Here is a 12,609-nt window from a genome sequence, read left to right on the forward strand (position 1 = left end):
AGGCGGGGCGCATGGCTTCGCGCATTGGAAAAAATATCAGCGTGTCAATTTTCGGGCAAAGCCACTCCGCCGGCATCGGCTGCGTGGTTGAGGGCATACCTGCTGGAAAGAAGATTGATCTCGATGAGCTGCAGGCGTTTCTTTCGCGTCGAGCGCCAGGTGGCATGCCGTGGTCGACCCCCCGCAAAGAAGCCGATCTTCCTGAATTTTTGGGCGGCTTGGTCAATGGCGTCACGTGCGGCGCGCCGCTTGCGGCCCTTATTCGCAATACGAATACAAAAAGCTCCGATTACGACGAGCTGCGCCGCGTGCCGCGACCGGGCCATGCCGACTACGTGGCGAATATGAAATTCCACGGCGCGCAAGACGTTTCGGGCGGCGGCCATTTTTCTGGTCGCCTTACCGCTCCTTTGTGCATCGCTGGCGGCATTGCGATTCAGTTGCTGCGCGATGAAGGGGTCGAAGTCGGTGCCCACATCGCGCGCATTGCGGGCATTGCCGATGATGCGTTCGCGCTTCATGGTCTCTCGTCCACCGACGTTCACGTGGCGCATGCGAAGACGTTCCCTGTTCTCAACGACGCACAAGGCGAGCGCATGATTGCCGCCATCGCCGAAGCGCGTGAGGCGGGCGATAGCGTTGGCGGCGTTGTCGAATGCGCTGCCACAGGGATGCCCGTCGGCGTGGGCGAGCCAATGTTCGACGGGGTCGAGAATGCCGTCGCCCGCATGCTGTTCGGCATTCCTGCTGTGAAGGGCGTTGAATTTGGCCGCGGCTTTGATGTGGCTGATATGCGTGGCAGCGAGAACAACGATGGCATGCGCATTGTAGATGGACGCGTCGTGTTCGAGTCGAACAATGCCGGCGGCGCGAATGGTGGCATTACGACGGGCGAACCTGTGGTTGTGCGCTGCGCGTTTAAGCCCACGCCGTCAATTTCGCGTGCTCAGCACAGCATTGATATGCAGGCGGGCACGAACGAGGGCCTTTCTGTACATGGCCGCCACGATCCGTGTGTCGTTGTGCGCGCGGTGCCGGTCGTTGAGGCCGCGGTCGCGCTTGCTTTGTATGATTTGCTTTTGGAATCGAGGATGGACTAATGACCTCGCAGGAAACGAACACGACGCCCGTCATTGATCTTTCGATTTCGCGTGCGCGTATCGACGAGATTGACGCGCAGATTATTGAGCTGTTCGAACGCCGCATGCATATCGCCGCCGATGTGGCGGCTTACAAGCGCGCGACGGGCAAGCCTGTGCTCGATAAAGCGCGCGAGGCGGCGAAAATCGACAAGGCAACCGAGCTTGCGAGCGATGAGTTCAAGAAATTCATTCCGCCCCTGTTCAGCATGATGATGGAAATGAGCCGCGCCTATCAGCACTCACTGCTTGATGATGGCTCGGAAGGCGTGGTGCCTGCCGCTATCGACGAGGTCGCCGAACTTCCCGCTGCCGCGCATGTGGCGGTGCAGGGCGTCGAGGGCGCCTATCAACACATTGCATGCCGCGAGCTTTTTGTTGACCCCGATATCGTTTTCGTGCCCACGTTCGACGCCGTGGCCGACGCTGTGGAAGAGGGGCGCGTCGAATATGGCATTCTGCCGCTCGAGAATTCAACGGCGGGTACGGTCGATCGCGTATATGACCTGCTTTACAAGCGCGGTTTGTACATAGCGCGCGCCATTACGCTGCGCATCAACCACGATTTGCTCGCGAAGCCTGGCGTTGAGGAGTCAGATATCGTCGAGGTATTTTCCCACGAGCAGGCATTGCGCCAGTGCACCGACTTCATCGCGCAAATGCCCAATGAGGTAACCTCGACCGCCTGCCGCAACACGGCGATGGCGGCGAGTTCTGTGGCGAACAGCGAGCGACGCGATGTCGCGGCGATTTCTTCGACTGCCTGCGCCGAGCTTTACGGGCTCAATGTTCTTCAGCATGCCATCCAAGACGAAGCCGATAATTTCACGCGCTTCATTTGCGTGGCGAAAAAGCCGCAGCTCGTGGGCGTGCCGGAGCGAAGCTCGCTTCTGCTTATCACGCCGCACGAGGCGGGCGCTCTTTTCCGCGTGCTTTCCCGCATCGCGGCGCTTGGAGTGAATATGCTGAAACTCGAAAGCCGTCCCATTCCCGGCAGCGAATTCGAGTTTATGTTCTATGTCGATATCGAATGCACGCCGAACGATGCCGCGTTCGACGAAGTAATTGCCCAAATCGAGCCGCTTTGCGATTCTCTCGCCTATCTTGGCAGCTATGCAGAGGTGTCGGCGTAAATGGTTGGCGATATTCTTTCTATGGCGCTGGGTCGATACGTGTTTTGACGCCCGCGCGGATTCTTTCGGCTCCCGCGCGGGCACGTGGCGCAACATAACGCCGCCGACCAATGGTGAAATTCGCGCCTTGTTGCGGCGCGTTCTGTAAAGGAGTACAAATGGCTGTCTCTCAAACGAAACCCGTATACGGATTGCTTGGTCGAAAGCTCGGCCACAGCTACTCGCCGCGCATTCATGCGATGCTGGGCGACTATGAATACCGTTTGCACGAAGTTGAGCCCGACGACGTTGCCGCTTTCATTCGCGAAGGCGATTTTGCAGGGCTGAACGTGACGATGCCGTACAAAGAGACCGTGATGGACTTGTGCGACAAGCTTACCGATGCTGCTAAGAAAATCGGAAACGTGAACACCATCGTCCGTCGCGAAGATGGCACGTTGCTTGGCGACAACACCGACTATTATGGGTTCTCTCATTTGCTTAATGTCGGCCACATGAGCGTGACCGACCGCAAAGTCGTTGTGCTTGGCACGGGCGGTGCAGCGAAAACGGTGCATGCCGTGCTTACCGACCGCGGCGCGTCGGAGATTGTCATGATCTCGCGCACGGGCGAGAACAACTACGAAAACATCGCACAGCACTACGATGCGCGTTTCATCGTGAACACAACGCCCGTGGGCATGTTTCCCAACTGCCCCGATTCCCCCATTGACCTCGAACCGTTCGCGCGTACGGGCGAGCTGCGTGAGGGTCGTGCCGATGGCTTGTTTGGCGTTGTCGATGTGGTGTATAACCCGGCTCGAACGGGCCTCATGCTTCAGGCCGAAAAGCTCGGCGTTCCTCATATAAGCGGCCTGCCCATGCTCGTCGCTCAGGCGAAGGCAGCAAGCGAGCTATGGCAGCACAAGCAAATCAGTAACGAAATCGTGAACGAGATTGTCGAGAAAATCACGTTCGAAGAGGGCAATATCGTGATCATCGGAATGCCTTCGGGCGGCAAGAGCACTATTGGCTCGCTGCTTGCCAAGCAGCTCGGCCGCGAATTCGTTGATATCGACGACCATATTCCCGAAGCGGCCGGTAAATCTATTGCTGACATTTTTGCGGAAGATGGCGAGGAGGCGTTTCGCGCCATCGAGACGCAGGTTACAGGTGAAGTATGCAAGCGCAGCGGTTTGGTTATCGCGTGCGGTGGCGGGGTCGTTACCGAGGCGCGCAATTACGACTTGCTGCATCAGAACGGCATCGTCTTGCTGCTGAAGCGCCCGCTAGAACTGCTCGTGTCCGACGGACGGCCCATGTCCATCACAAAGGGCATTCCTGGTCTTGCGCGAGACCGTGGCCCGAAATATGACGCCTGGGGCGATATCGTGGTTTCCAACGACGCCGACCCGATGATCGTCGTGGGGCACGCGCTCGAAAAGCTGCAGAAGTAATTCATTTCGGCGGAGAAAATCGACATTATTAGAGATGGAGCTCCTGTGGCATGGAGCCACGGAGGGAACTTCCGCGCGAGCCGAAAGCAACCTCACGTGGCTTTCGTGCGAGCCGGCACTTATTTTCCGCTATGGTTCCGTACCGTGCAGGAGCGGTGAGCAGAGGCAAACTCATGAAATTTCTTGTTATGAATGGGCCGAACATCAATATGCTTGGCGTTCGCGAGCCCGATATCTACGGAAAGCAAGATTACAAGGCGCTCTGCCAGCTCGTGCGCGATACTGCGGCCGAGCTGGGCGACGAGGTCGAGCTTTTCCAGAGCAACCACGAGGGTGCGCTGGTTGACCGCATTCAGGAGGCGTTCGGAAAGACCGATGCCATCGTCATCAACCCCGCGGCATATACGCATACTTCGGTGGCTTTGCTCGACGCATTGAAAGCCGTCGGCATTCCGTATGTTGAGGTTCATATTTCTGACGTGACTAAGCGAGAGGATTTCCGCCAGGTTTCCTTCGTGCGTCAGGCTGCGCTTAAGACCATAATGGGGCAGGGTATTGAAGGTTATCGGCAGGCGATGCTGTTTTTGCACGACCATCTTGCGAAATAACGTATTGCTGGCTAAAATATTCAGGTTGCAATTTTCTGACCCCTATAAAGGAGAACGTCAACGTGAATCCGTTGCTTATTTTGGTCCTTATCGTCTGGGCTGTTTCTGGTGTTGGCCTTATCGTGTTCGTGCTGCTGCATTCCGGCAAGGGCACCGGCGTTTCCGACATGATCGCCAGCTCCCTGTATTCCACTCAGACCGGTACGAACATCATCGAAAAGAATCTTGACCGCATCACGATTATTTTTGCGATTGTTTTCATGTTGTCGCTGCTCGCGCTCATGCTTCTGTACCCTCAGGGCACGATTTCTCGCTAGGTTTCGAAATTTCTCCAAATTGGGTCTTGCTCAATTCGGAGAGTTCCGTATAATACCAATTCGCTGCTTGCAATGTGCAAGGAACCACGTCGGAGTGGTGGAACGGCAGACACGCTAGCTTGAGGTGCTAGTGCCCACATACCGGGCGTGCGGGTTCAAATCCCGCCTCCGACACCATCGAAACTTGAAAGCCACCCAATCGGGTGGCTTTTTTGTATGTGGAAGCTCCGCAGGCATTTGGGTTGGGGCCTTAGCCGGAAGAGGCGGTTTGGCCGAGTGGCTCCAATCGTGTTTGTAGGAGGCTTATAGGAGAGTCGGAGACGAGCCCTTATGAGCCTTCGCGAAGGTTGATTTGAATCCATGGATTGTTTTACGAGCACGGGCTTGAAGGCCAAAGACGTGCGCGTTTATGGCATTGCTCGCGCGGGAAAAATTTCTAAAAATAGTTCTTGCATTCAATAGACGTTTCTGTAAAATACTTTCTTGTCGCTTGCGAGGGGAAACCCAAACAAGGAACCACGTCGGAGTGGTGGAACGGCAGACACGCTAGCTTGAGGTGCTAGTGCCCACATACCGGGCGTGCGGGTTCAAATCCCGCCTCCGACACCATCGAAACTTGATAGCCACCCAAGCGGGTGGCTTTTTTATATCTGGCTGTTTTTTGTCCCAGACAAAGCCAGGTTGATGTGTAGGGTCGGACTTGGGCTTATGCCTAAGCTTGTGGGGAAGATTAGACTTGGGCACTTGGGCTGTAGGACCGTAGGACTATGGTAGCCAATGGGACCATGGGGCTGTTGGATCGTAGGGTCATGACCCGTGATCTATGGGCCATGGACCATGGGCCTGCGAGACAAACGGCCCCCTTTTGACTTGTTGCAGCATTCCGGAAAGCCCGTTGTGGCATGGAAGGCCTGTTATGGCAGAAAACGGCGCAATGGGGCCTCTCTGCGGCTCGTCGAGCCTTCTTTGAGCCCTGAATTGAGGCTCGGATCGCACTTCGAGTCACGATTTCAGGCTCAATGCGTCATTTCAACTCGAGCGTCGAGGCCCCATTGTCGTATTTTCTGACAAAACAAGCTCGATTCTGTGCACTCGGGCCCCATTGCGGCGATTTCTGCCATCTTCTATGGGCCATAATCAAAGGCTAGGGAAGAGAGGAAATATCGTAGCTGGATATATTCGGAATACCATTAGCCTCTGACCTGCGTTAATTCGGTTATAGTAGGCATAGAGGCAAAAAATTCGAAAAAAGTTCTTGCATTCGCCTGGGGAAGTCTGTAATATATCAACTCGCGCGGTTGAGCGGAACGGAAACGATTCGAACAACCAAACGAAGTGGGCGGTTAGCTCAGGGGGAGAGCACTACCTTGACACGGTAGGGGTCACAAGTTCAAATCTTGTATCGCCCACCACTTCGCGGACATGGCTCAGTTGGTAGAGCACCACCTTGCCAAGGTGGGGGTCGCGGGTTCGAGCCCCGTTGTCCGCTCCAGCTCATTCGAAGCCCGTTTTCGGGCGGGCTTCTTTTGATAATGGCGAGATGGCCAAGTGGTAAGGCAGGGGCCTGCAAAGCCCTCACCACCGGTTCGAATCCGGTTCTCGCCTCCATATTTGCGGACATGGCTCAGTTGGTAGAGCACCACCTTGCCAAGGTGGGGGTCGCGGGTTCGAGCCCCGTTGTCCGCTCCAGAAATCTTACAGCCGAGGCAAATGCCCCGGCTGTTTGCGTTTTCGAGCACGAATCGGGGCTCGAACCGATGAGGTGGAATTCCGTCAAGAAAACCGCCCAGTGGGCGGTTTTTAGGAATTCGCCCGAAGGCTTTAGCCTGAGGGGTAGGGGCGCGCGAAGCGCGTCCATGAGCCCCGTTGTCCGCTCCAGTCTTTATTGCGCCGTTCTGACGAACGGCGCTTTTTCGTTTGGGGCGACCTGACGCTGCGCGGAAGCCTGTCGCCCCATCTTGCCCCTTGTGCATGGCTCGGCGCGTACCGAAGTACGCTTGGCCATGCGGCGGGGCAATCTGGGGCACCCGGCTTCCGCTCGCTGACTTTGGGGCGAATGGGGCTTAAGAGGCCCAATCTTTTTTCCCGTCTTTTGAGCATAGAGCGAGCGGGGTTCGAGCCAGTCTCCTCGCATCCATTCACCTTTGCCGCGAGTCTTTCTACGCGTCGTATTGCGGGTTGCTCTGCTTTCTTTTCTGTGTCGTGATAATATGCTCATTTGCCGCATAGACGGTGCGGCGAAGCTTCTCGAGCAGAAAGGTTGAGAGTGGATACGTTTTTCAAGATTTCCGAGCGCAATTCTTCGGTCGGAAATGAGGTCATCGGCGGCCTCACGACATTCCTTGCGATGTCATACATCATCGCCGTTAACCCGCAGATGCTTGTTGCGGCGGGCATGCCGTTTGAAGCGGCGCTTACCGCAACGTGCATCGGCGCAGCCATCATGACGATTGCTATGGGCCTTATCGCCAACCGTCCTGTTGCTTTGGCGTCTGGCATGGGCATTAACGCCATCGTCGCCTATACCCTGTGCCTGGGCGGCGTGAACGTCGACTGGCGCGTTGCCATGGCCATTGTTATGCTAGAAGGCGTGGTCATCTTCATCTTGGTTGCGTGCGGACTTCGTAAGGCGGTTATGGACGCTATTCCTGCTAGCCTGCGTCACGCTATTGGCATCGGCATTGGTCTTTTCATCGCATTTATCGGTCTGAAGGGTGGCGGCGTTATCGTCTCGAGCGAATCGACCCTTCTTACGCTTGGCGATTTGTCTTCGCCTGTTGCTATCGTTTCTCTTGTCGCTATTGCGATCGCGGTTATTCTGCAGGTGCTCAACGTGAAAGGCGGATTGCTCATCTCCATCATTGCGGCGACGATTGTCGGCATTCCGCTGGGCGTAACGCCGCTGCCGACGTCGTGGAACTTCGGTTTGGACTTCTCGGCCTTAGCGGCCCCGTTCCAAACCATTCCGGGCACCGACACCATGGCAATCGTCCAGGTGTTCCTGCAGCCTGCCTTGCTGCTCTTCGTGTTCTCGTTGCTTATGAGTGACTTCTTCGACACGATGGGCACGGTTGTTGCCGTTGGCCAGCGTGGCGAGTTCGCCGATAAAGATGGCAACGTTGAAGATATTCAGCCCATCCTCATGGTCGACTCCGCTGCCGCTGCGGTAGGTGGTTTCTGCGGCGCGAGCTCTATCACCACGTTCGTCGAATCGGCTTCGGGCGCTGCAGCTGGTGCTCGTACGGGTCTGTCCAACATCGTCGTGGGCCTGCTGTTCGTTGTGTTCGCGTTCTTTGCGCCCGTGATTGGCATGGTGTCATCTTCGGCTACCTGCGGTGCGCTTGTCGTTGTGGGCTACCTCATGCTTTCCGATGTGGCGCATATCGATTGGGAGAACATTGAGCATGCGTTCCCGGCGTTTGCATGCATCATGGGCATTCCCATGACGTATTCCATCACGAATGGCATTGGTTTCGGCTTTATCTCCTACGTGGTCATTATGCTCGTGACTGGCAGGGTGAAGGAAGTCAAGCCGCTCATGTGGGTTGCCTCGCTCGCGTTCTTGCTCATGTTCATTTTGGCGTAAATTCGATTTGTCCATGATGAAAACGGCTCCCTCTACGGGGGCCGTTTTTTGCTGGGATGAATACCGCGTTTAACCTGTTCATGTCCTGAGCGTTTAGCGGGTTTAACACCGCAAATGCAATTGCGGTCGTGTTTTCTGATTCGTTGAGCCTTAATACGTTATTGATTTGTGCTGCGGGGGTGCAATACTACAAAGCTGCTAAATGCCCTGAGCATTTACCAGCTTTGTAGTAGTCCAGAACGCTTTGCCTTCATTGGGTGAGATTGTTCAATGCGGCGATCATTAGCGGGTTGGATTTTGAGACGGCGTGCGAATGCTCATTCCTTAGAACGAACCTGTTAAATGCTACGAGCATTTAACAGGTTTTTCGTCAGCGAAAGCTCGTGGTGGGTTTCCGCTTGCTGCAACTTTGTGTACGGAGTGCGCGGCGCTTTGGCCTGTCATGATGCCAAAGGGGCGGCCCACCATCCTTTGAGAGGCTAACGGGCCGTAATTGTGTTGTGCTGTGCATTGTTTAGAGCAGAATGCGGTGCGTAAAGGTTTTGCCGTCGAAAATGCCGAAGCTGTGGGACCCATCTTTGGGAATGGCAACGCTGCCCGGGTTGAAGAGCCATACGCCGGAGTGATGCGCGTCGCGCTCGTTTACTTTGATATGCGTGTGTCCGAACAGGAATGCGCTTCCCTTCGGCAATTTCGGCATATTGTTGACGCTGTTGTGCAGCCCGCTTCCGAAAACATGGCCGTGCGTGCAGAACAAGCGCATGCCGTCGGCTAATACGAGCGCGTAATCGCCCATACAGGGGAATTCGAGCATCATTTGGTCGACTTCCGCATCGCAATTGCCGCGTGCGGCCACAATGGAACCTGCGCGCTCATTGAGCATGGCGGCAACGCTTTTGGGGTCGTAGCCCTCGGGCTCTTCGTTTCGTGGTCCGTGATACAAAATGTCGCCGAGCAAAATAATCTCGTCGGCTCGCTCCTCATCGGCCGCTTTCAAAAACTTTTCGCACCATTTCGCCGAGCCGTGAATGTCTGAAGCGATTGCGAACCTCATGAATGTTCCCTTTCGTTGTCGAGAGGCGAGTTACGCTTTCATTATGCGTATTGAGCCGCCTCTTCGGGCTCGTAATTCCGAAGAGGCGGCTGGCGCGCGTGTTTTTCGGTGACGTTCGGGCGTACTGCCGAAGGGTGGCGTTTCCGCTCTATTCCCTTGTGTCGCGTTTCGCGAAAAAGCCAAGCGGCCTTTCCGCGTTTGCGATTGGCTTTTATTCCTTCGCGCCTCGTTTCGCGAAGGGGTTGAGCGACTTCTTTTCCTCCGCGATATTCCATTCGCTCACGAACGGGTCGTTGTCAAGGCCATTCATAATGCCATCGAGCTCAGCGTCGATCTTGGGCAGGTGCTTCACCTTGTATTTCACCGGCTTGCCGGCCATGTAGACCTGTTCAACGTTGCGCAGCGCGCAGAGGTCCTCGAGCGGGTTTGCGTCGAGCACGATTAAATCGGCGCTCTTGCCCGTTTCGATGGAGCCGGTTTCGTTGGCCACGCCAAGCAGTTGCGCGTTCTTGAGCGTTGCGGTATGCAGCGCGAATTCGGGCGTCACGCCGGTATGGCGCTGGAAATACACCACTTCGCGCCACATGTCGTAGTGAGTGACGAACGGGCAGGCGGAATCGGTGCCCAGGCCTACGGGAATGCCGTTGGCAAGCGCCTGGCGCGTCGCGGTGGCGACGCCTTCGTAGACGACGCGGCCGTTGACTTTCTGCACATGGGTAGAGTGCGTTTTCTCGGGCGAAAGCACCGCGAAGGGGAGTGCCGGTGAGAGCGTGCAGGTAAGCGACGAGGCGTTGCCGAGTCCATTTTTCTTGAACAGTTTCAAAAGCTCGTCGGTAAGAGGTGCGCCATGCTCGATGGTATCGACGCCCGCTTTCAAGCCGACCTCGACGCCTTCGGTGCTTTCGATATGGGCCGAGGTGCGAAGCCCGAGTTTATGCGCTTCGTCGCACACCGCTTGCGCGATATTGAGAGGCATGCGCAAGACTCCCGGCTCGCCTTCAACCTCGGCATCAAAAACGCCGCCCGTGATGAAGAGCTTGATTTGATCGGCGCCATTGCTGAAGTGCTCATGAACGAGCGCGCGACCCTCTTCGGGAGTTGTCGCCTTCTTCGCAAACAAGCGCGCATGGCCCTCGGGAACAGTGATGCCGCAGCCCGATGCGATAAGGCGTGGGCCTTGGAACTTGCCCGATTTAATTTGATTGCGCACTTGGATATCGGCATACCCAGGGTCGCCAACGCTGCGCACAGTGGTTACGCCGCTTGCAAGCTGGTTTTTCAGCGAGGCTTTCAGCATGTGACGCAAAATCGCCATGCCAACGGGGTTGCCCGTGACTTTTTGAACCTCTCCTTCGGCGTTGCTTGAACTGCGGGGCGTGCCGTCGCCAACCAGATGCACGTGCATGTTGATGAGTCCAGGCATGAGGTACTTGCCTTGCAGATCGATGATCTGTTCGCCGCCGCGCATTTTTACTTTTGCGGTGGGGCCGACTTCGACGATTTTGCCTTCGTCATCGACGAGAACCGTTGTGTCGGGCGCGGGCTTCATTTTTTCCGTGCCGTCGAGCACCGTGGCGTGGATGAATGCATAAGACATAAGCTATCCTCCTTGAATCGCGTTACTCGGATTGTATCCCCTGCGGCATATTGTTGCGGTGCTGAACTATTGTTTTTGCCTTTTCGTTACGCTTCTCCAAATAAATACCTATAAACCTATTGCATAAATAGGTAAATAGAATAATAATGCAGAACCATCCTAATCAAAGGGGCTTCGGCTCCATGTTTCAAAGGGGGACGCTATGTCGTTCGAAACTGTCGCGTCGACGGTGGTGGTGCTTGCGATTCTCGTCGGCCTCATTGCCTTCCTCGCATTTTTGAAGAAGAAGGGCAAGAGCTTCACGTTCCGCGTGTTCACGGCGCTTGGTTTGGGCGTGGTGTTCGGTGCGGGCATTCAGATTGTGTTCGGGCTTGGTACCGATGCGACCAAGACTGCGCTCGATTGGATGAGCATCGTGGGCCAGGGCTACATTAACTTGCTGAAGATGCTCGTTATGCCTTTAGTGTTCGTGGCCATTGTCGGCGCTTTTACGCGTGCTGAAGTGACCGATAACCTTGGCAAGATTGGCGCGGTCGCGCTCGTCGTGCTGCTCGCGACGGTCGCCATTGCGGCAATCGTTGGCTGGGCGGTTATCGCGTTTTCCGGCCTGGCGGGCGCAAGTTTTGCCGATGGCACGGTGGACCCGACCAAGCTTGCAACGCTTCAGGACAAGCAGGAAACCGTTGCCGCGCTCACCATTCCGCAGGAGCTGCTCAGCTTCATCCCGACGAACGTATTCGCCGATTTCACCGGAAGCCGCTCTACGTCCACCATCGCGGTCGTCATTTTCTCGGCAATCGTGGGCGTTGCGTATTTGAAGTTGCGCGATAAAGATTCCGAGCAGGCGGAGTTCTTCAAGAAGTTCATCGACGCTCTTTACGGCATCGTCATGCGCATCGTGAATATGGTTCTTTCGCTCACTCCTTACGGCGTGCTCGCCCTTATCGCGAACTTCATGGCGAAGAGCGATTTCGCGGCCGTACTTGACCTGGGTAAGTTCGTGATCGTTTCCTATGTTGCCCTAATCACGGTGTTCATCGTGCACCTTATTATCGTGGGGGCAAATCGCGTGAGCCCGATTACGTACGTGAAGAAGGCATTCCCCGTTTTGAGCTTCGCATTCGTTTCTCGTACGAGCGCCGGTGCGTTGCCCATGAATATCGAAACGCAGCGCCATGCGCTCGGCGTTGATTCCGCTACGGCGAATTTCGCGGCAAGCTTCGGCATGTCTATCGGCCAGAATGGCTGCGCGGGCATTTATCCCGCCATGCTTGCCACGATCATCGCCCCGACGGTTGGCATCAACGTGTTCTCGCCGGAATTCGTGGTTATGCTCGTCGCGGTCATCGTTGTGAGCTCATTCGGCATCGCCGGCGTTGGCGGCGGCGCGACGTTCGCATCGCTCATCGTGCTGGGCACGCTTGGCCTGCCTATCGAGATTGTGGGCATTCTCGCTTCCGTCGAGCCGCTCATCGACATGGGCCGCACGGCGCTCAATGTGAGCGATTCCATGGTCGCGGGCATCACTTCGTCGCATGTCAATGGCGGATTCAATCGCGAGGTATTCAATGATCCCGAAGCTCAAGTGAGTGCAGCGGGAGATATCGAGGCGTAAATTCATTCTTTATTTCGTTAGGTGAACGTTTGTTGACGCCGCTTCGCCCCGTCCGGAGTTTTCTGGGCGGGGCTTTATAATTCCATGTGTTTATGCTTTTCGCTCCATGGGGGCGTTGAAAGGG

At 55.9% G+C, this 12,609-nt stretch carries 9 protein-coding genes and 6 tRNA genes; 13 read left to right on the forward strand and 2 right to left on the reverse strand.

The features are described 5' to 3' along the window. Positions 1 to 11: 11 nt before the first annotated feature. From aroC to DMP05_RS02800, 12 genes are all read left to right on the forward strand, one after another. Positions 12 to 1,100 carry a chorismate synthase gene (aroC, locus tag DMP05_RS02745; protein ID WP_123219057.1) on the forward strand — a complete coding sequence of 363 codons (1,089 nt, stop codon included), beginning with the start codon at positions 12 to 14 and terminating at the stop codon, positions 1,098 to 1,100. Continuing rightward, on the forward strand, positions 1,100 to 2,272 hold the full coding sequence (locus DMP05_RS02750) for a bifunctional chorismate mutase/prephenate dehydratase (RefSeq protein ID WP_183907118.1): 1,173 nt from the start codon (positions 1,100 to 1,102) through the stop codon (positions 2,270 to 2,272). The genes aroC and DMP05_RS02750 overlap by 1 nt, the downstream gene beginning before the upstream one ends. A gap of 158 nt (positions 2,273 to 2,430) precedes the next feature. Then, positions 2,431 to 3,708 (forward strand): shikimate kinase, encoded by a 1,278-nt coding sequence (locus tag DMP05_RS02755; protein ID WP_123219058.1) that lies wholly within the window; start codon positions 2,431 to 2,433, stop codon positions 3,706 to 3,708. Positions 3,709 to 3,881: 173 nt separating this feature from the next. After that, positions 3,882 to 4,316: a type II 3-dehydroquinate dehydratase gene (aroQ, locus tag DMP05_RS02760; protein ID WP_123219059.1), complete on the forward strand. Its 435-nt coding sequence runs from the start codon at positions 3,882 to 3,884 to the stop codon at positions 4,314 to 4,316. A gap of 62 nt (positions 4,317 to 4,378) precedes the next feature. After that, on the forward strand, positions 4,379 to 4,633 hold the full coding sequence (gene secG, locus DMP05_RS02765; RefSeq protein ID WP_123219060.1) for a preprotein translocase subunit SecG: 255 nt from the start codon (positions 4,379 to 4,381) through the stop codon (positions 4,631 to 4,633). An 88-nt stretch (positions 4,634 to 4,721) separates the two neighbouring features. After that, a tRNA-Leu gene (locus DMP05_RS02770) sits at positions 4,722 to 4,810 on the forward strand. A 343-nt stretch (positions 4,811 to 5,153) separates the two neighbouring features. Further along, positions 5,154 to 5,242, forward strand: a tRNA-Leu gene (locus DMP05_RS02775). A 728-nt stretch (positions 5,243 to 5,970) separates the two neighbouring features. Next, positions 5,971 to 6,045: transfer RNA gene (locus tag DMP05_RS02780), tRNA-Val, on the forward strand. A 4-nt stretch (positions 6,046 to 6,049) separates the two neighbouring features. Then, positions 6,050 to 6,125 (forward strand) — tRNA-Gly (locus DMP05_RS02785). Positions 6,126 to 6,167: 42 nt separating this feature from the next. Beyond that, positions 6,168 to 6,241, forward strand: a tRNA-Cys gene (locus DMP05_RS02790). A 5-nt stretch (positions 6,242 to 6,246) separates the two neighbouring features. Further along, a tRNA-Gly gene (locus DMP05_RS02795) sits at positions 6,247 to 6,322 on the forward strand. 577 nt (positions 6,323 to 6,899) lie between these two features. Further along, on the forward strand, positions 6,900 to 8,219 hold the full coding sequence (locus tag DMP05_RS02800; RefSeq protein WP_123219061.1) for an NCS2 family permease: 1,320 nt from the start codon (positions 6,900 to 6,902) through the stop codon (positions 8,217 to 8,219). A 514-nt stretch (positions 8,220 to 8,733) separates the two neighbouring features. Here the strand turns inward: DMP05_RS02800 and yfcE are convergent. Further along, positions 8,734 to 9,273 (reverse strand): phosphodiesterase, encoded by a 540-nt coding sequence (gene yfcE / locus DMP05_RS02805; protein ID WP_123219062.1) that lies wholly within the window; start codon positions 9,271 to 9,273, stop codon positions 8,734 to 8,736. A 211-nt stretch (positions 9,274 to 9,484) separates the two neighbouring features. Next, entirely contained in the window at positions 9,485 to 10,870 is a 1,386-nt protein-coding gene (locus tag DMP05_RS02810) for an amidohydrolase family protein (protein ID WP_123219063.1), read from the reverse strand. 202 nt (positions 10,871 to 11,072) lie between these two features. Here DMP05_RS02810 and DMP05_RS02815 point away from each other — a divergent pair, with 202 nt between their 5' ends. Beyond that, positions 11,073 to 12,485 carry an L-cystine transporter gene (locus DMP05_RS02815; RefSeq protein WP_123219064.1) on the forward strand — a complete coding sequence of 471 codons (1,413 nt, stop codon included), beginning with the start codon at positions 11,073 to 11,075 and terminating at the stop codon, positions 12,483 to 12,485. Positions 12,486 to 12,609 lie beyond the last annotated feature (124 nt).

It is taken from the genome of Slackia isoflavoniconvertens, assembly GCF_003725955.1.
GTDB classification, from domain to species: domain Bacteria; phylum Actinomycetota; class Coriobacteriia; order Coriobacteriales; family Eggerthellaceae; genus Slackia; species Slackia isoflavoniconvertens.